The 19,835-nt window shown below is 54.7% G+C and carries 13 protein-coding genes and 2 pseudogenes; 11 read left to right on the top strand and 4 right to left on the bottom strand.

Annotated elements, in window-relative coordinates:
- Positions 1–17 precede the first annotated feature (17 nt).
- The 6 genes from H5P30_RS03410 (at position 18) to H5P30_RS03385 (ending at position 8,823) form a co-directional block, all read left to right on the top strand.
- Positions 18–2,057 (top strand): alpha-amylase family protein, encoded by a 2,040-nt coding sequence (locus tag H5P30_RS03410; RefSeq protein WP_185691559.1) that lies wholly within the window; start codon positions 18–20, stop codon positions 2,055–2,057.
- A 169-nt stretch (positions 2,058–2,226) separates the two neighbouring features.
- Positions 2,227–2,916: a hypothetical protein gene (locus H5P30_RS03405; RefSeq protein ID WP_185691558.1), complete on the top strand. Its 690-nt coding sequence runs from the start codon at positions 2,227–2,229 to the stop codon at positions 2,914–2,916.
- 270 nt (positions 2,917–3,186) lie between these two features.
- Positions 3,187–4,539, top strand: coding sequence for a DEAD/DEAH box helicase (locus H5P30_RS03400; protein WP_185691557.1), 1,353 nt, complete (start codon positions 3,187–3,189; stop codon positions 4,537–4,539).
- Entirely contained in the window at positions 4,536–5,594 is a 1,059-nt protein-coding gene (locus tag H5P30_RS03395; RefSeq protein ID WP_246459269.1) for a fatty acid desaturase family protein, read from the top strand. The genes H5P30_RS03400 and H5P30_RS03395 overlap by 4 nt, the downstream gene beginning before the upstream one ends.
- Positions 5,595–5,926: 332 nt before the next feature.
- Positions 5,927–7,237, top strand: coding sequence for an extracellular solute-binding protein (locus tag H5P30_RS03390; protein WP_185691556.1), 1,311 nt, complete (start codon positions 5,927–5,929; stop codon positions 7,235–7,237).
- Entirely contained in the window at positions 7,234–8,823 is a 1,590-nt protein-coding gene (locus tag H5P30_RS03385) for an ATP-binding protein (RefSeq protein WP_185691555.1), read from the top strand. The genes H5P30_RS03390 and H5P30_RS03385 overlap by 4 nt, the downstream gene beginning before the upstream one ends.
- Positions 8,824–8,834: 11 nt before the next feature.
- Here the strand turns inward: H5P30_RS03385 and H5P30_RS03380 are convergent, their stop codons facing one another.
- Positions 8,835–10,208, bottom strand: coding sequence for a M20/M25/M40 family metallo-hydrolase (locus H5P30_RS03380; RefSeq protein ID WP_185691554.1), 1,374 nt, complete (start codon positions 10,206–10,208; stop codon positions 8,835–8,837).
- A gap of 186 nt (positions 10,209–10,394) precedes the next feature.
- Here H5P30_RS03380 and H5P30_RS03375 point away from each other — a divergent pair, with 186 nt between their 5' ends.
- The gene (locus H5P30_RS03375) at positions 10,395–10,805 is read left to right on the top strand and encodes a Fur family transcriptional regulator (protein ID WP_185691553.1); all 411 of its coding nucleotides are present in this window, start codon (positions 10,395–10,397) and stop codon (positions 10,803–10,805) included.
- Positions 10,806–10,953: 148 nt separating this feature from the next.
- Here the strand turns inward: H5P30_RS03375 and H5P30_RS03370 are convergent, their stop codons facing one another.
- A complete protein-coding gene (locus tag H5P30_RS03370) occupies positions 10,954–11,841 on the bottom strand; it encodes a nucleotidyltransferase family protein (RefSeq protein ID WP_185691552.1) in 888 nt (295 codons plus the stop codon).
- On the opposite strand from H5P30_RS03370, the gene H5P30_RS03365 reads away from it, so the two are divergent.
- The 3 genes and pseudogenes from H5P30_RS03365 to H5P30_RS03355 all read left to right on the top strand — a co-directional run.
- Positions 11,840–11,977: a hypothetical protein gene (locus H5P30_RS03365; RefSeq protein WP_185691551.1), complete on the top strand. Its 138-nt coding sequence runs from the start codon at positions 11,840–11,842 to the stop codon at positions 11,975–11,977. The two genes, H5P30_RS03370 and H5P30_RS03365, sit on opposite strands and share 2 nt — an antisense overlap.
- Before the next feature lie 79 nt (positions 11,978–12,056).
- Entirely contained in the window at positions 12,057–12,497 is a 441-nt protein-coding gene (locus H5P30_RS03360) for a hypothetical protein (RefSeq protein WP_185691550.1), read from the top strand.
- Between the two features lie 163 nt (positions 12,498–12,660).
- Positions 12,661–13,128: pseudogene (locus H5P30_RS03355) on the top strand (GNAT family N-acetyltransferase); the annotation flags it as partial.
- On the opposite strand, the gene H5P30_RS03350 reads toward H5P30_RS03355, so the two are convergent.
- Entirely contained in the window at positions 13,082–13,600 is a 519-nt protein-coding gene (locus H5P30_RS03350; protein WP_185691548.1) for a hypothetical protein, read from the bottom strand. The pseudogene H5P30_RS03355 and the gene H5P30_RS03350 overlap by 47 nt on opposite strands.
- A gap of 320 nt (positions 13,601–13,920) precedes the next feature.
- Complete coding sequence (locus H5P30_RS03345) at positions 13,921–18,387, bottom strand: autotransporter domain-containing protein (RefSeq protein WP_185691547.1); 4,467 nt, start codon at positions 18,385–18,387, stop codon at positions 13,921–13,923.
- 282 nt (positions 18,388–18,669) lie between these two features.
- Here H5P30_RS03345 and H5P30_RS03340 point away from each other — a divergent pair.
- Positions 18,670–19,835, top strand: a pseudogene (locus tag H5P30_RS03340) (IS4 family transposase); the annotation flags it as partial.

Raw genomic sequence — 19,835 nt, 5'->3', positions numbered from 1 at the left:
CCACTAAGAATTCGGGTATGTCTAATCCACTCCGCTACCGTCAGATTCACCTCGATTTTCACACCTCTGGAGCGATTCCCGGCATCGGATCACGATTCGATAAGAAAAAGTATCAGGAAACCCTGAAGCGGGCGGAGGTGGACAGCGTGACGACCTTTGCAGTCTGCCACCACGGCTGGGCCTACTACGACGGGAAGGTGGGAAAGCGTCATCCAGGGCTCAATTTTGACCTCTTAAGGGCTCAGTTCGATGCCTGTAAGGAAATCGGAATCAATGTGCCCATCTACCTGACAGCTGGGGTGAATAACCTGGCTGCGGACGAAAATCCCGGTTGGCGGGAGATCGGCCCCGACGGACAGTTCACCGGTTGGTCGAAGAGTAATATCGTGGCGGGTTTCAAAATGCTCAGTTTCCATTCCCCCTACCTGGATTACCTCTGTGAACTGACGGAGGAGGTCGTGGAGCTGTTCCCGGATGCGGATGGTATTTTTTACGACATCATCAACCAAGGAGAGGACTGCTCGATGTGGGCTCTCCAGCACATGCAGGAGAAAGGGCTCGATCCGAAGAATCCCGAAGATCGCCTGCAGTCCCGGTACGATGCGCTGATGAAGTATTACCAGCGGACGACGGAGACGGTCCGACGTCTCCAGCCCGAGATGCCCGTTTTTCACAACAGTGGGAATATCACTCCGGGATTCCGAGAGATTCTTCCCTTTTTCAGCCATTTGGAGTTGGAAAGTCTCCCTACCGGAGGCTGGGGCTATGACCATTTCCCCTTCCTCGCGAAATATGCTCACCAGTTGGATTTCGACTATTTGGGGATGACGGGAAAATTCCATTCTACTTGGGGCGAGTTTGGTGGATATAAGCATCCAAACGCCTTGCGATACGAGTGTTGTGCCATGTTGGCCTATGGCGCCCGTTGCAGCGTCGGGGACCAGTTGCACCCGACGGGGGAAATTGACGAATCCACCTACGAGATCGTCGGCGAGGCTTATCGCGAAGTGGCTGAGAAAGAGTCCTACGCCCGAGGTGCCCGCAATGTGGCTGACATCGCCTTGCTCTCGAGCCTTTCAGTCCGAGGCAAGGAGGCTTTCCTCAATTCGGAACGGGAGACCGCATCCGATATCGGGGCTGCCCGTGTTTTATTGGAGGAACACCAGCTCTTCGACGTGATCGACGTCGATATGGATTTTTCTCCCTACCAAATGCTTGTGTTGCCCGATGACGTGTCGGTCGACGAAGCGCTCGAGAGAAAGCTCCGCTCCTATCTGGAGGCGGGCGGGAAACTCTTCTTGTCGCACGATAGCGCCGTGGATTCTGAATCGGGATGTTTGTTTGATATCGGTGCCTCGGTTTCGGAGATCTCTCCCTTCCAGCCGGATTATTCGCTACCCCGAAAAGATTTGCGGGCGGATTTCGTCAACCAGCCTATGGTGATGTACGGGCAATCCCGTCGTCTGAAAATGACCGATGGCGAATCCCTCGGCGAAGTTTACGAGCCGTATTTCAATCGCGAGTGGGACCACTTTTGCAGTCACCAGCACACCCCACCGAAGCCGGAGCCGTCGGAATTCTCCACCGGATCGAAGAAAGGCAATATCCTCTACATGGCGCACCCGGTTTTCTCGATCTACCGCGGAACCGGCCAGGTCGCCCTGCGGCAGCTTATTGGAAAGCATCTGGATCTTCTCTTGGACGGAGGCCGAAGCGTGTCCGTCGAGAATTTCCCCTCGACCGCACGCGTTGTCCTTACTCATCAAGAGACGGAAAATCGCTATATCCTTCACCTTCTCAATGGCTGCACCATCAATCGGGGAGGGGCTGTCACTCTCCATGGAGGCACCTTGGGGGGGAAACTGAATGGCTATGAAGTAATTGAAGACGTCCGACCCCTTCACAATCTTGGAGTCACCGTGCGCCTTCCCAAGTCAGTGAAGCGAGTGATTTCGGTCCCCGAAGGAAGAGACATTGAGGCAGGAATCAGTCCCGAGACCGTGACCTTCCGGCTCGACTCGATGGATCATCACGCGATGTTCGCGCTCGAATACTGATTGGCGTCTCAGGACTGAACCTAAGCGAGAATAGGTTTGATGATGTCAATTAATAAGTAACCTGGTTTCTTAATTCGGCCACTGGGGAGCTTACCAGTGGGGTAGGGCTTGGCTCGGCGGACATTGGATTCCGATTTACCGGACGCAAAATTTCTGAAACATTTTGTCGATGGCGATTCGACTATCTCCGGGGGACCGGATCTTTCTTGCGATTCTGGCGGTTCTGTTGGGCTTCTTGGTGATTGCTCCGATTGTGTTGTCGGCAGATGCCTTCCAGCGGATGTTTGCGGAGGATGGGTTCTTTGAGACCCTTTCGTTCTACGGATGGATTGCGGGGGCGGTTTTGATTTTTGTTCGCGTGCGTCCTTTGGGTTTCCGGGCTGTTTCGTTTGCTTTGTTGAGTCTGGCTTTGGCGGCACGGGAAGCGGACTGGCACAAGAAATTTACCACGCAAGGGGCGCTGAAGATCAATTTCTATCTGGATTCTTCGGCCCCGTTGATGGAACGTCTGATCGCAGGACTGATTGTTCTGATTCTCATCGCCGGGATGGTTTACGCCTTCTACGCGGCAATCCGGTTTTTGTTTTTTGAAGGCGGGTGGAGTTCCCGGTCAGCTCTATGGCTTTTCGCCACCGGCGTTCTTCTTGTTGCGAGCAAGTGTCTTGATCGGCTTCCGGCTGAGTTGAACAACCTCTTTGACATCACGCTCAGTCAAGGTTGGGTCGATCACCTGCAAGCTTTGGAGGAGGGGTTGGAGACGGTGGCGCCGCTGGTTTTCCTCTGGTCCATATGGCTCAGTGGGATCGGGCGTAGTTATCTCGCTCGTAAGCCGTTCGAGAGAGGGGAGAGCATCTCCTGAATTTTTGAGGGCGAACCTCTCGGGAGCGGTTGAATGCCACCCTGAGAGGGCGGAGTCGGGTCATTGAGACTGTGTATCGATTTTCGTGCGATTGCCCTTGCCTTTGACAGAACCACTGTCATTTTCCGAGTTTCTGATGGGACACTCGTCCCGCTCGAATGTTGTCATTCGGGTTCCCCTGACCGGTCTTGATCGATGAGAGATTGCTGAGGGTTTTACAACCAAATCTCATCGAATCTCAGGAGGCCCCTTCGAGGCCCCACCCAAGACATGACTACTACACCATTCTCGGCTTTGCCATTGGCGGAGCCGATTCAACGTGCATTGCGCGATCTCAGCTACGACACTCCTTCTCCGATCCAGGAACAGGCGCTTCCGCCGCAACTGGAAGGCCGGGACATTATTGGATGTGCCCAGACGGGGACGGGGAAAACGGCCGCTTTTGCGCTGCCGATTCTTCACCACATGTCCCAAAGTCCGGACCGTCCGGTGGCCAATTGCGCCCGCGCTCTGGTCCTGACCCCGACTCGCGAGTTGGCGGTTCAAGTAGGCGAGAGCTTCTCGAAGTACGGGAAATACCTGAAATTGCGTCACTGCCTGATATATGGAGGCGTGAGCCAGAAACCACAGGTCAACGCCATGCGCCGCGGGGTCGACATTCTCGTCGCCACTCCTGGTCGATTGCTCGACCTGATCAATCAAGGCCACGTCGATCTGCAGCGGGTTGAATTCCTCGTCCTCGACGAAGTGGATCGGATGCTCGACATGGGATTTGTCCACGACGTGAAGAAAATCGCGGCAATGATGCCCAGTGAGCGCCAGACGGCTCTTTTCACGGCAACCCTGAATGGCCAAGTCCGCTCGGTTGCCGATCGCTTCATCAATGATCCTGTGGAAATCCGCATTGATCCCGGTAAGCCGGTTGTCGAACGGATCGACCAGAAGGTCTGCCACGTGCGGGTCGAGGATAAGCTTCCACTCTTGCAGTATTACCTGACAGAGCAAGACGGCTCTCCCTCGGATCTGCGGACTCTCGTTTTTAGCCGGACCAAGCACGGGTGCGACAAACTTTCCAAGAAGCTCAAAGGCTTCGGAATCGTCAGTGAGGCGATTCACGGGAACAAGACCCAAGCGGCCCGTCAAAAGGCGTTGGATCGTTTCCGCGATGGCCGCGTATCGGTCCTGGTCGCCACCGATGTGGCTGCCCGGGGAATCGATGTGAAAGACATCGGTCTGGTCGTGAATTTTGATTTGCCGAATGAAGCTGACACCTACGTGCACCGGATTGGACGGACCGCCCGTGCGGAGACCTCAGGTCGCGCAATCAGCTTCTGCGATGAAGGAACGACCTCAGAGTTGTTCCAGATCGAACGACACCTCGGTAAGGAAATCGATTTGGAGCGGGATCAACCTTTCCATTACGAAGGAATGCCGAAGAGTAAATCCGGTGGCGGTAAAGGCCGCGGACAGGGTGGCGGTGGTCGCCGCAAGCGCCCTTACGGACGTGGCGGACGCGGTGATCGTTCGGGTGGTGGTGGTTTCCCCGGAGGCGGCCGAGGCCGCAGCGGGGCAGCTCAAGGAAGTCGTGGACCGGCAGGAGCCAAACGGAAGGCGAGAGGATGAGTGGATCTTCAATTCAGATGCCAATCCCCGCCCCGGAGGGTCACATCGAAACTCCGCTCGTTCAGGAAGCCGGTAAGACGGCGCCCACAGGCGGGAAGAAGATCTCACGGGCTACTGCTCAGTTTGCGAGGGACATTCCTTCGAAGAGTTGGTTTGCCGTAATTTCCTCTCTACTCATTCTGGCACTGGCGGTAGTCGGGACGTTTCCGTTCTGGGCCATCCCGTTTCGGATCGCTTTCAGCGTCTTGACGGCGTTGATGATTGTCCGGGTGTTCGTGATTTTTCATGACCATCAGCACCGGGCGATTCTGGCCAAGTCGAAGCTCGCCGACCGTCTGATGACGGTGGTGGGGATTCTTACCCTGACGCCCAGTAGTGTCTGGAAGCACTCACACGATTCGCATCACGCGAATAATTCGAAGCTTCACGGAAATGATTTGGGTTCGTTCCCGACCATGACGGTGGAACGCTATCGTTCTTCGCCATTGCTGGTTCGGATTCGCTACCGAGTCAGCCGTCATCCATTGACGATTCTGGCCGGATATTTGACCTCGTTCGTGTTTTCGATGTGCCTCGAACCGATCTTCGAGAATCCACGAAAGCATTTCGATTGTGCCATCGCTTTGGTGGTTCACGCGGCGTTGATTGTCTTGCTCGCAGTGACTTTCGGCTGGGCAGGAGTCTTCTTCTCCCTCGTCCTTCCGTTCATTATCGCGGCATGTCTCGGTTCTTACCTCTTTTATGCCCAGCACAATTTCCCCGGGGTTCTCCTCAAGGATGAAGATGGCTGGACTTATGAAGGGGCTGCTCTCGAATCTTCGAGTTTCATGAAGATGCCTCGCATTCTTCATTGGTTCACCGGGAACATTGGGTATCACCATATCCATCACCTGAATGCTCGGATTCCATTCTATCGTTTGCCGGAAGCCTTCAAGGCGATCCCGGAACTGCAGAATGCCAAGACGACCAGCTTGTCTCCAGTAGAAGTCTTCCGCTGTTTCCGGCTGAAGATTTGGAATGTGGAAAAAGCTCGCCTCGTCGGCTACCGCGGTTGATCAGAGTTATTTGCTAATTTCTCGGGGTTGGTGGCCAAGACCGCTGCTCACCTCCGATTTTTGAGAGACCTTCTTCCGGATTTCCGGAGGGAGGTCTTTTTTTGGATCGAATCGCGATCGGCGATTGATGTGAAGAAATTCCCTCGAAAGGGGGAGTTGAGGATGGATTTTCCAAAAGCTGAGAGGGAGATAGAGCCGAGCGAGTCTTCAATCGGTGGATGAGAGACTGTATTCTTGCCTTTCGGTGGTTTTGCGATTTACTCTATTTTTAGAGTTTGCCGCTTGCGGGGACTCATCTCATTTAACTCCTGAAATCTTTCCATTTGGGCTTTGTGAACCCCTTTCTCATCCTCACTCGAATACGCCTGACTGGAGTCGGTTTGGCAATGGTTGCCTTTTTTCTTGGGAATCTGGTTTTCGGGCAAGAGGAGAGCCCACAAAAAGAGTCTGAGGTCATCAAGGTTCTGACCTTTCACGATCCTCAATCCCAAGCGCTTTTTGAGATCACCCGGAAGTTTGAGGATACTACGGGGATCCTTGTAGAGATGACTCAATTACATCGGTCGGAGATGTTAAATGAGCTGAACTTGACGGATTATCTTTCCCAGTTCGACTTGGTTACGGTGGATGAGCCCTTCTTGGCGTTGATGAGTGATGTTCTGCTGCCCTTCGACGATTGGCCAAGTCCGCAGAAGTTTGACCCCATTCAGTTGGAAGGGTGGACCAACGAGCAAATGATCGAGGCATCCTCAATTGATGGAGTCCTCTATGGAGTTCCCGTTAACCCAAACGTTTATCTTTATGTTTATAGGAAGGATCTCTGGGACTCGCCGAAAGAACAGCAGGCCTTTGAAGAGCGCTACGGCTATGAACTCGCTCCGCCGCGCGATGCCCAACAATTTCGAGATATGGCCGAGTTCTTCCATCGGCCGCCGGATTTATATGGGTTCTCTCCTGTCGATCAAGTCTCCGAGGCTCTGACGATCGCACTTATTTGGTCACTCGAGCTTTTTGGGCAGACTCTCTCGGACGATGAGCTTCAAACAAACTTCGATAAGGAGGCTGCGGAGGATGCTCTTGAATGGTATCGGTCTCTATCAGCCTTCGGACCCAAGAAGCGAGGGGCGTGGCACTACGATCAGAGAGCAGATCTAATGAGGGTGGGTAAACTGGCGCAAGGGATGCTATGGCCTGCATATATTCCCAATATTATGGATCCGAAGGAGACGTTTGTTCAGGATGATCTTGGCTTTTCGGTCGGTCCGAGAGCGCCAGACGGTTCTCCCGTCTGCATCAGTGGAATGTGGACGATGGGAATACCCCGGCGCAGTGAAAAAGCGGATCTTGCTGTGGAATTTGCGGCCTTTTGGTCGGAGCCTGAGACGAATCTTTTGCTGGTGAGAAGAGGGGCATCCCCGACACGGACGATATCTTTGGATCATCAGAAGATCGCTGCAGCCTTGCCTTGGTTAGATGCTTATGAGGAGGCTATTCAGGACACCATCTCCCGTGCGCAGAATCGGGGATATCCAGCATTTTCCGAGGCGGCCGCAGAAATTTTTGCTGCGTATTTGTCCGGGAAAGAATCTGCGTCGGAAGCGGTTGAGGAATTGCTTCAGCTGGGAACGGAGGAGACTGAGTGAAGTTTTTGCCCGCGGTATTCTTTCTCATTCTATCAACGCTTGCGAGTCGCGGCGAAGAGATTGATGTCGTTCTCTATGACAACCCCCCATTGATCATTCTTGAGGAAGGAAAGAAGCCTTCAGGGATTGTTCCGGATTTTTTTCGCGCTCTGCAAAAAGAGACGAATCTCGATTTTCGGTTCCACGAAGCGAGTTTCGTGGATGCCAAGGAGATGACCGCAAATGGGAAGATGGATGTTATGCCCGCGCTCGCTCAGACCTACGAGCGTCAGCAATTGCTCAAATTCTCAAAAGTCTTTTTGTTGAGAAATCGAGCGGTCCTCTTTCGACGTCAGAACTTTGTTTTTCACGAGATGGAAGACCTCGCTGGGAAGAAAGTCGCTCTTATCCGTGATGACGTTCATGCAGAGGCCTTCCAAGAGCTATGCGAGATCTATGGAATCACGAGCGATATTCGGTGGGTTGATTCTTACGACGAAGCGCTTGAGTCGTTGCTGAGCGGCAAGGTCGATCTCGCAGTGCTCAATGAGATTTACTCCAGCCAGCTGAAGAGGGAGGACGCAATCGTCTCGACCTATGTTAGCTTCAATCCAGTCGAGATTCGAATCGGCTACAACAAGGAGGTTTCGCCGGAGTTGATCAGCCAGATTGATGAAGTTCTCAGTCGGCAGCAGAATGAGACCGATTCCGTCTTGAATCGAGCAATCGTGAAATACCTTTCTCCCCAGGTGGAGACACAGATTCCGCTGATTTTGTGGGCTCTTCTTGGGGCCGTTTTGATTGTGGTATTTGTCGTAATCGGGCTGAATCGAATTTTGCGAAAGCTGGTCGAGCAAAGAACGGAGGAGCTGCGCTTGGAACGTGACCGAGCGGCGGCTGCGGATCGGGCAAAGGCTCACTTTCTTGGGAACGTGAGCCATGAGATCCGAACGCCTCTGAACGGGATCCTCGGTTTTTGCCAACTTCTGGAGTCAAGTGAAGACCTTGGCTCGTCCGAGAAGGAAAGCGTTGAGGCTATCGTAGAGTCAGGTCGTCGGCTGGAGTCACTTCTCACCGCGATCCTACGCTATTCTGATATGGCCAGCGAAGTTCAACAATCGGTTCGTGAGCCGATCGTTGTCGAAACCGTGGCTCTGGAAGTGATTGAAATTTTGGGCGTCCGTTTTGAGGAGGCGAAGGATCTCATTCAGGTCGATTTCACAGGGGTCGAAGCCCGTTCGTACCTGACCGATCCGAACGCTTGGTATGTGATTCTCGAGAACCTGATCGGGAATGCGATCAAGTTTGGGAACGGCTCTCCGATTAGCGTCAAAATGTCTGAAGGCAAATCGAATAAGGGAGTTCGGGTGCTGAGGCTGGAAGTGGAGGACGGTGGCGAAGGGATATCGAGCGATGATCGCGAACGGGTATTCCTGCCCTTTGAGCAGGTCGATGGGACTTTAACCCGGCGCCACGAAGGAGTTGGGCTCGGCCTCAGTCTCGTGAGGTCCAACGTGAACCTCTTAGGAGGCACGGTTGTTTTGAGTCAGGCGAAGGCCGGAGGGTTGCGGGTTTTGATCGAGGTGCCCGTTTTATTGGCTCAGTAGATTTCGCAAAACTACTTTCTCGCCAGCTCGGCAAAAACTTTGGCAAAGGCGGAAATGCCATTGTTCAAAATGTCGAGGTGGAAGCTCTCGTCCGGAGCATGGAGGTTGTCGGATGGGGTAAAGAGGCCGACCATAATTGTGTCGAGCCCGACAATGTCTTTGAGATCGGCGATGATGGGAACACTTCCGCCTTCCCGGAGGTAGAGAGGTCTTTTCCCAAATGATTCGGTGATGGCACTTTCGAGGACGGAAAACCCTTTTTGGATTTCCGGACTTTGGTCGGCCGGTGTGTTGGAGCGATTGGGCGGTACGATGAAGTAGGGATCGCCGCCGCCGTGGGTTTCTATGGAAATGCGGACGCCGGAAGGGCAGCGCTCTTGTAAGGCTTTGACGAGGAGAGATTCGATTCGATCGGCACTCTGGCCGGCCACCAGTCGGCAAGTGAGCTTGGCGAAGGCTTGGCTGGGGATGACTGTCTTCTGGCCTTCTCCCTGAAAACCGCCGCCGATCCCGTTGATTTCCAGAGTCGGTCCAAAGCGAACCGCCTCGAGCGCATTGTATCCGGGGGCGGTGAAAAATTCATCCACATCGAGGAACTTGGCGTATTCCTCTTCGGTCCATGGGAGACGCGAGAGTTCCTCACGTTCCCAATCCTCGGGGAGCGAGACTCCGTCGTAAAATCCGGGGAGGTTCACCGAGCCATCCTCATTGTGGAGAGTGGCCAAGAGTGTGGAGAGAGCCTGAATCGGATTGCGGACAGCGCCTCCGTGAATGCCCGAGTGCAGATCCATCTTCGGCCCGGTCAGCTTGACTTCCATGGAAACGAGTCCGCGCAAGGCCGTGGTCACGACCAATTGATCGGCGGATGGGCTTCCGGTATCGGAGAGAAGAACGAAATCCGCTGCACTGAGCCGGTCCTTATAAGTCTTGAGAAATCCTCGGAAGCTCGGGCTCCCGATTTCCTCTTCACCCTCAATGAACCAGGTGATGTTCAGGGCCAGATCTGGATTCTCTTCCAGCGCCTTGGCCAGCGCCGCCATATGGACGATCTGAGGGCCTTTATTATCGGCGGAGCCCCGGCCGTAGATTCGCTTGCCGCGGATCTCGGCTTGATAGGGAGGTGTGGTCCAGAGTTTGTCCGGATCCGAAGGCTGCACGTCGTAATGCCCGTAAATGAGAACGTGCGGGTCTTCAGGGCTGGTCAGACGTTCGGCCAAAAGAATAGGGTGGAGTGGGGTCGGCACTTCTTCGACAGTGAAGCCCAGCTCTTTCAGTCTCTCCGTGGCGAATCCGATGGCTCCGCGCATTCCCTCCTTCGCATTCGGGTCCGTGGAAACACTGGCGTGAGCGATGTATTCACTGAGAAGTTCAACCGGGTCTTTCATGGCTTCGACCTTGATGAACTCGCCGAAGGTTGGCAACGACGGAGGAGAAAAATACCGCGCTCGGAAGCGCTTTGCTAAAGAGGGGCCTTCTTCGGAGAAAGCTGACCATAGAGGGCGATCGATCGGCTCCGGTCTCTTTACGACTCGCCACGTCAGCTCTGATACTTGTAGGCTTCTAGTTACTCCATGCCTACCGCACGTAAACGATCGACCCGCCAGCGCAAAGCAATTCTTGAAGTTCTGGAAAAGGAGAGGCGTCCTCTTACCTTTGATCAGATCTTCGCAGGTGCCCGGGAGCTATGCCCCGGATTGGGTGAGCGCACTGTCTTTCGCAACCTTTCTGAAATGGTGCAGGAATTTGAGCTCGCCCGAGTGCACTACCCAGGTCAGCCGAATCGATACGAGTTGCCCTCGCCCGATGGGGAACATCACCCGCATTTCATTTGCCGGGAGTGCAATCAGGTCTTCACCCTTCCTTTCGAAACGCCAGATGTCATGGATCGTATTCCCCAGCATCCGGATTTCGTCTACGAAGGAGAAGAAGTTGTCATCTTTGGCCGGTGTCGCGACTGTCGCAGCACCGGTGGGGCGCAGTAGGGCAACCCGACACTCCGATCAGGAAAAGAGGTTGCTTTCCGTGGCGGGAAATGGCGAGGGCCGTTTCGGCCGCGTTCGCGGGGATTTTTCGTTGTTTCGACGAAATTGGCTGAGATCCGACGCGGGGTGCGGTTTGGGCCAAACCGCGCTACCGTTCGACTGTCAGACCCATCTCTTTCAACGCAGCGGTGACCTTCTCACGGTCTTCCGGATAAGTGACGCCAAACCATTGGCTGTCTGTTTCGAGGACTGGGCATTGGAGCAATCCTGAGGCGATCCATTCATCGACCACGGCCGGGAGATACCATTCCGACTTCGATTCGTGGATCCGCTTGCGCAAGAAAATGTCGAAGGCTTGCTCGAGAAGGGGGAACACCGCCGGGGTGAAGCCCCAGAAATTCATCGAAACCGGCGTCTGGGCGGCAACCTCACGGCGGAATCCACTGGGAGGAGTTCCGCGGACCATCCCATCTTTCTCGAGGCGGAGTTTTTCCACCTCCTCGATTCGCCGGAGCAAATGATTCTCGACGACGCAAATACCTCGATTGACCGAACCATGCTCGGACAGTGTGTTTTCCAGCCGATAGCCGACCATGGCCACGGCAGGCCGTTCCGGATCCTGTTCCCTGAGCCACGAACCGATCGAGGAGAATGCTTCCTGACCGTAAAAATCATCGGCGTTGATCACCGCAAACGGCTCGTTCACGACCTTTCGGGCCGCCCGCACCGCGTGGGCGGTGCCCCAGGGTTTCTCCCGGCCTTCGGGAACCACAAAAGAGGGCGGCAAGTCGGCCAATTCCTGAAAGGCGTAATCGACCTCAATAGAGCTCGGGATTCGCGTTCCCACGGTTTCGCGGAAAGCCTCTTCGATGTCCCGTCGAATCACGAAGACTACCCGACCGAATCCCGCTTTCACGGCATCCGAGACCGCATAGTCGAGCATCGTCTCCCCGTTGGGACCCATGGGGTCGATCTGTTTCAAGCCGCCATAGCGGCTACCCATTCCGGCGGCGAGGACGAGGAGTGTCGGCTTCATGAATCGAGTATTCAAAGGAGAAGAGGGGAATGGCAAGGCGGGAGAGTTGTCTCTCTCTGATCGGTTCAGTTCCACGATTGCAATGGCTCCCATCGACGATAGTAATATGCCAGAGGGGTGTTTTGATTTGGCCTGATAAAGTGGACCGGGTTCCCAGGAAGTCAGTTCGCCCAAATCAGATTTAATTACGGCTCAAAAAAAATTGCATGGGATATATGAAGCGATTGATTGGATTCTTTTTGGGCATCTCCATGGTCATTTTCGGGGCATGGTTAGGTCTTTCGTTTTTATCGCTTCACTTTTGCAATCCACCGCCATCGACCGGTTTGGTGTCGGTTTTTATTCATGTACTCGTCTTCTCCATTGCCTTAAGCCTCCTCGTTATTGGACTCTGGATTGGCATCGGCGCCATTACGGGAAAGGAACAGACTCGGCGAATGACCGGAGTTCAGTTGCTGGTGTTGGCGATCATCGTTTTCGTTGTCCTCAATGGGAGCATTGTCCTTTCCTTTTACGAGGATAGGCTCTCGATCGTAGATTCTGTCGTGGCTTTACTCGTTTTGATTCCCGCTTGGGGATTGCCTCTTCTGTTGGCGTTCAAGCGGAAGCCCCAATTGAAGGAGGACTCACAGTTAGAGGACGGTGAATCGGTGTAGAGCCGGGGCGCAGTTCTGTCGTTGATAAGGCGGAGGAAGAACAACGGAGCCGCGTTTCCTGTGGATGGGTCTTGTTCGGTTTGGGGCCGACGTAAAATCGGATCAGAGCGATCTGCGATGACTTCGTGATCCTCACTGGCGGAAGAATTCGAATCGGCATAGGAGATGCACCGCGTTTGTTATGAAAATTCGAATTGCGACAAGGCGGGATATCCCTGCGCTGTGTCGATTACTCGGGGTTTTGTTCCAGCAGGAGGTAGAGTTTGGTCCTGACTCAAGGAAGCAGGAAGCTGGTTTGCGGAAGATCCTTGAGGAACCGCAGCGGGGGGAGGTTTTGGTGGCTGAAAGGGACGGTGTGATTGTCGGGATGGTGAATCTACTCTCTACGATCAGCACCTTTATGGGACAAGAGGTGGTCATCCTCGAAGACATGGTCGTAGATCCGGAATACCGGAATCTGGGAATCGGTGAGAGAATTCTCGTGGCCGCCATTGATCGGGCGAAGGAAAAGGGGGCCGGAAGAATCACTTTGCTGACGGACGGGACCAACGAAGGAGCGATCCGATTTTACGAAAAGGCGGGGTTCAGCCCATCCCCGATGATTCCGTTTCGGTTGAATTTGGAGAAGTAGCCGAATCCGACTCATTTTCGTTTGAAGAAGGGGGCCGAAGTTCTTCGGGAATGAATCGTTCATAGGCTCCCTCTTCAATACGGGGGAAAATATACTGACAGGGGACCGTTTCCCAGGAACATCCTTGTGCCCACATAAGGGTCGGGGCGGGGTCACGATTGATGTGATTCGCTTTGATGTGTTCGTAGAGATCTCGATCCAAATAGTAGAAAGCGACCATCGAATACATTTTGGACTGATTGTTTCCCTTGGCGTAGATTTGAAGGAACTGCTCGAGGTTGTCGTTCCGGCTGATGATCTGCTCGAAGACGATCTCGCCGTCGCTGGACTGCCCACCGAAGCCCACTCCGCCCAGCGCGAATTCTTCGACGGTGAGGATCGCCTGGGGGGCGGGGACCGCCGGACTCGGAGCGCTCTGGGTGATGAACGGACCGAAGATGAGGGTGATGAAAAAAATGATTAGGGACTTCACGGAGAGCAGAGGATCGGGGCGTCTACGGTAGACCGTAGTTGGAAATTTAGGATTGTTCGGTTTTCGGGTTAAGACTTCCTGAATTCGGTATATGAGAGGGATTCTTCGATGATTGGAGTCGTGCGCTCCTTGTGAGGATAGCGCTTGATGCCATTTTCCGGAGAGGTATCTCTGCCTCATCGTGCCGACTGACCGAAGTCGATCGGGAACCCCTCCATTGGGAGAATTCTGCAAGCTGTAGAGCGAAAGAGCGGTTTGCAGAAAAAGAGCGGACTCGCTTTCGCGGGCCCGCCCTTTGGCGAAAGCAATGGATCTTCGAACTAGAGGTCCCAGCTGAAGCCGAGGTTGATCTGGTTGGAGGTGCTGTCGTCCCCGGAGAATCCGGTGTAGCCGAGATTGACGTTCCAGCCAGTTTGCATCGCGGAGAGGCGAATGCCGCCGCCGTATTCGAATCCGTCACCGTTGATCTCATCCGGGGTGTAGGCGAAGGAGGGGCCTTGGCCAGCGAGGAGGGAGGAGTTGAGGCTGTCGTCGTTCTGGTCGAAGGTTTCCCGGAGGGTCAGACGCACGTAGGGCTGGAGGACATACTGACCGGAGAGGGGGATCGGGCGGGAAAGATCGCCTCCGAGGTAACCTTCGAAGCGGTCCGATCCCCAGTCTTCGATTTCGAGGGCGTAGACGCTTTCACCCGATTCGGTGAGTCCGTCGAAATCAGCCGTGGAAAACTGGAGTCCGGCGAAGGGCGTCAATTGGAAACCGCCCGGCTTGAAGGTGTAGCCACTCTCAATGCGGGTAAACCAGTCGGTGCCATCGGTGTCGCCGCTGGCGCTGCCACCGAAGGCGATCGGACGGGTGGCGCTAATATCCGAAGTGCCGCCGCCGACTACGGCGCTGATGTAGGCGTTTTGGAGGAAGGTCACGAGGCCGTAGGCTCCGAAGCGAGGCCCGTCGGACTGGTAGTCGGGACTGGATCCGCGGGATTCGCGGGTTTGGCCTCCGACGTAAATCCCGGCGAGGAAGTTCTCGGCGAGGAGGATGTCCGCTCCGGCGAGGACGGTTCCGCCTTTGCTGTCGAGGTTGAGTGGATCGTCGTCGGAGTAGAGTCCTCGTGCGTCGGCCCAGACACGCCAGCCGTGGTCGTCTGGTTGAGGCTGAGCGTTCGTCGCACCCGATTCGTCGGCGGCTTTCTCACTCGGCGAAGTTTCGTCGGCTGCCGCCTCGGCGGCAGCGAGGGCCATCAAGCGCTGGCGTCCGAAGAGAGCCTGCTGGTTTACGGAGCGACCATCGCTGTAGGAGTCGGTGAAGGTCGTGGCTGAGAGGGTGCCGTAGATGCTCGGAAGGATCGATTCGAAGACGACCGGATAAGCATCGGCAGAGAGGAGATCCAGTTGCAGGGTCGCGGAAGAGATCTGCGGATCGCTGACACCGATCCATTGGTCGAGAGCTCTGGCGAGCGCGGTCTGATTGGCTCCTTGGGCAACTTGGGTGTAGCTGCTGGGGGCGAAAATCAGGTTGTAGACGCTGTTGTTGCCCACGGTCCATGGACGGGCGCGGAAGCCTCCTGGAACCCCGGAGATCTGCTCAAAGGCACCGTTGATACCACCCTGTGCTGTCAAAAGGGTAACGACGTCGCCGAAGGAGATCTCATTGCTGATGAAGTCCAATGCAAGAGTTCCGGCGAGGTAGGCGGCTCCGGTGATGTTGATCCGGTCGGAGACGGAGGCGTTGCGGATCTCCATCGAGAGGGTGCCGCCCGAGGTCTGGGTGTAGTCCCCGTTGACGGTCAGGGTTCCAATTGAGTTCCCTGGGGCCACGGTGCCATTATTGATCAGGTTGCCAATGAGCCGACCATTCCCTCCGAGGAGGGCGTTGGGGCCGACGTTGAAGCCGAATCCGGAGAAGAAGCTCCCGTTGACGTAGAGGCTACCCTGATCGACATAGGTGGCGCCCTGAACGTTTACGTCACTGTTGACGACGAGGGACCCGCCGCCCGTCTTGTTGAAGGTTTGCGGAACGAAAATGAGCCCGCCATTCAATGTCCCGGTTCCTTCGTCGACGCTGAATCTTCCGTCGGTCATCGAGAGAGTGTTGTTGACCTGGAGGGTGCCGCCCGGGCGGAAAATGAGGCTTCGGATGGTGTTGCTCTCGTTGGGTCCGCCGGTATGGGCCTCTCCTGCGACGATAAACTCGGCGAAGGATGGAGTGCCGACGGGAGCGCTGTTTTGCAGAACATTACCCCCGGCGTAAACCGATCCGAGATAGTTCACGTAGAGTTTGTCCCCGACGACCTTGAACTGGGCGGTCAGGCCGAAGAGGTCGTTGGCGATGAAGTCACTGCTGGTGGCCGAGGTGATCGGGTCATTGGCGGTGAGGATCAGGTAGTCCGTGTTGTTCGAGAATCCTGCATCGGGCGTGAACTCGTATTCACCGATGCCCGTCAGGTTGAGCGAACCGTCGATATTCACGAGGGAAGTGTTTGTCCCGAGGATCGAATTGATGGAGCCTCCGCTCCAGTTGAAGTCATCGCCGAGGTTCAGGTTCCCGGGAAGGGTGAGGTTGCCTGACTGCAAATCGAGTCTACCAGTTCCGAGCGACTGGGCATTCCGAGCGACGAGAGTGCCACCGTCGAGAACGGTTCCACCTTTGTACGTGTTGGCAGAGTACAAATCCAAGGTGCCGTTTCCGATCTTGCTCAGTGAGCCGGGACCGCGGAGAAGTCCGGAGTGAAAAAGGGTGGCGCCTTTCCGAACACTGATCTCGCCTCCCGAGCCGCGAAGACGGGTCGTGCGGGTGGTTGCAAAAGAGTCGGTAACCCGGAGGCGACCGCCTTCGAGAATGAGATCACCGCTAGCATTTCCCAGATTCTCGTCTTTCGAGACGCGGACGGCTCCATTCTGAATGATGGTGCCTCCGGTATAGGTGTTGTTGCCTTCGAGCTGAAGGTTGCCACCGCCGGTTTTGATGAGGGCCCCGTCTCCGGAGATGGTGCCGGTGTGGGTCAGCTTGGTGCCATTGTTGGTGCGGAATGTTCCGTCTCCCGATTCCAGAGTGGTTTCCCGATCGGTCGTGAAGCTCTCGGTCGTACGGAGTGTGCCCCCGTCAAGAATGAGTTCTCCCGAGGCATCGCCGAGATTTTCGTCGGCACTGACTTGGAGGGTGCCCCCCGAGACAAGGGTGCCGCCTTGATAGGTATTGGTACCCGAAAGCACGAGGGTTCCGGGACCGTATTTTTCGAGACTGGGCTCACGGGGGGCTCCACTAATTGTCCCTGAAAATTCTCCGGAGGAAACCCGTAGAGTTGAATAACCAAGATCGATTTCGGCATCTCCGCTTCCGTCATCGGAAAGAGATCCGATGGTCTCCTCCCCCAAAAGAATGCCAGTGCCAATAGTCATCCTGCTGTTTCCGGAAAAATGAACGTTAGCAGTGGATGCGATTTGTTCGCTTTTGTTCGTTGTGAGGGATCCGTTATCGTCGATAAAAATGTCGCCGGCAATCGCGGTAACGTTTTCGTCTTTCCGTAGCTTGAGTATCACATTGCTCCCGATCGTGGTCGGACCCGTATAGGTATTGGCTTCGGAGCCTTCTAGATAGAAATAAACTTCATTGGCTCCGGGGACACCGCTGGAGGCAAAATTGATTCCACCGTTGGAGATTACCCCCGAGAAAAGAGCGGCCGCTAGGTGGTTATCGAACAGGTTGATGGAATTAGTAATGGTGCGAGTTTCTCCACCGAGGTTGACTTTTCCACTGGTCCCGAAGGTCGTCGATGTGAAAGTGGAAGGTGCACCTTCCGGGGCGATGTTGAAATCTCCGTTTACGAAGAAATCGTTGGAAACGGTGAAATTATTATTCGAACCGAGGGTAGTGCCCGCTTCGATCGTGAGGGGAGAAGTGCCCAAGGCATTTTCATGGCCTACAACGAGAGTTCCGGAGGAGAGAAGGGTGCCCCCCGAGTAGGTGTTGTCTCCTTTGAGGATCAAGCTCCCGTTGCCGGTTTTGGTCAAAGTGCCGTTGCCGGAGATGGTGCCGGTGTGGGTCAGCTTGGTCCCGTTGTTGGTACGAATGGTCCCGTTGCCGGAATCGATCGTAGTGTCCCGGGAAGTGCTCATGTCCTCGCGGGTGCGGAGGGTGCCGCCATCAAAAGAAAGATTTCCGGATGAGCCTCCAAGCTGAGTATCGCTGGAAACCGAGAGCGTTCCTTCGTTGACTTCGGTTCCTCCCGAATAGCTGTTGCCCGCATTGTCCATGATCAGCTCGCCTTCACCCTGTTTAATGAGTGCAGCCGAACCAATGATTGAGGAGGACTCGGCGAAGGTTAAATCGCTGTCGGCGGCTCCGTTGAAAACCGTGTCGTCTGAGAGCTCCACCGAGGCTAAGCTCTCGAAGGTATTCCCGGTCGACTCATAGTTCAACTGGGCTTGTCCGGATGGATCGTTGGTCGCAAACTCAAGCGTTCCTCCTGTGAATCGGAAAGAGCCGAGATCGGTCGGGCCGCCTTGTTGAATCGTGAGATTCTCAATCGTATACGGACCTGCGACCAGACCCCCGGACAGTCGAACGAGTTCGTTCGCGTTTCCGGCAATGGTAAAGATTGCCGAGTCGTCGGGTGAATTGGGGACGGCAGAGGGAATCCAGTTGGAATCATCCCCCCAGAGCTCCCCTGAAGATCCTTCCCACTGGAATTCCGTGGCAGCGGCATCAGGAAGAAATAGGCTCGATCCAATGAACAGCCCCGTCAGAAGCGTCTTCGTCGTAGAACGATCAAATTGATTGTGTTTTCGCATAGAAATAATTGGTGAAAGTCGAAAAAGAGAAACTTCCGGATGCTCATTCCTAAAAGAATGGAGCCAGAAGTGCTTCCTCTTATGGGGCATATTGAATGCCTAGACTTTTTCTTAGATCAGAATCGGAGTGAGTGGGAAGTCATTAGTTTGTATCACTAGTGTCCAGTTAAGAGGGGTTTCGATTTTTCCAAGTGATTCATTTGAAGAGTCTTACACAGGATAAAGGTTGTCACGCATTTGAATCGGCTGGCGACCTTCCGTCGCATTCGTTCTCAATAACGGATGAACGCTGGCAGGCTCGTTTTTACTCAGATTACCGATGGCTTGGACCGGAAGGAGTTCGACCGATGCATCAAGCTTTACCCGATGCCCAAGAGCAGTCGCGGATTTACCGCACGCGACCAATTCCTTGCCATGGTCTTTGCCCAGTTGACTTACCGGGAGGGGTTGCGCGAGATCGAGGCTTGTTTGCGCGGGAATCAAAACGCTTACGCGATGGGGTTTCGCGGCAACATTACCCGCACCAATTTGGCATATGCCAACCAATGGAGGGACTGGCGCGTCTACGAAGCCATGGCTCATATCCTCATTCGAAGGACGCGGAGACTTTAGGCAGGCGAGACGAACCCGATGGGTCTCGATGGCATGGTCGTCGCGGTCGATTCGAGCACCATCGATCTTTGCCTGACTCTCTTCCCTTGGGCGGACTTTCGTTCCACGAAAGCGGCGGTAAAGATCCACACGCAGTTCGAACTTCAAGGCTCTATCCCGCTGTTCATCGACGTTACGAAGGGACGGGAACACGATGTGTCTTTCCTCGACCGAATGCCAGTCTCTCCCGGAACGATCTATGTAATGGATCGTGGATACCTCGACTTCGGTCGACTCTTCGGCCTCAGCCAGGCCGGAGCGTTCTTCGTTATCCGTGCCAAACGCAACCTCGACTGCTATGTCCGGGAGTCCCGCAGAGTTGCCAAAATCACAGGTCTGCGCAGCGATCAAACAATCGGTCTGAGCGGAGCCCTGTCCAAGGAACGATATCCCATTGCTTTGCGTCGAGTTCGTTTCTTCGACGAGGAGACTGGCAAGGACTTGGTATTCCTTTCCAACAATTTTTCCATCCCAGCATTGACCGTCGCCTTGGTCTACAAGAGCCGCTGGCAGATCGAACTTTTCTTCAAATGGATCAAACAGAACCTGCGGATCAAGTCCTTCTTCGGAACCTCGGACAATGCCGTCAGAACCCAAATTTGGATCGCCATCTGCACCTATCTTCTCGTCGCCAGTCTCAAAAAGACTCTCTGCCTCGACCACAGTTTGACCCGGATTCTGCAAGTTCTGAGTGTTAACGCTTTTCAGAAAGTTCATATCAATCAGCTATTTACAGAATCCTTCACAAATTTTGACGAAACTCAATTATCTAACCAACTCAACTTCAACGACTTCCT

Source organism: Puniceicoccus vermicola, assembly GCF_014230055.1.
Lineage (GTDB): Bacteria > Verrucomicrobiota > Verrucomicrobiia > Opitutales > Puniceicoccaceae > Puniceicoccus > Puniceicoccus vermicola.
Note: the sequence above shows the minus strand (reverse complement) of the source record. Positions and strands in the feature narration are given on the sequence as shown.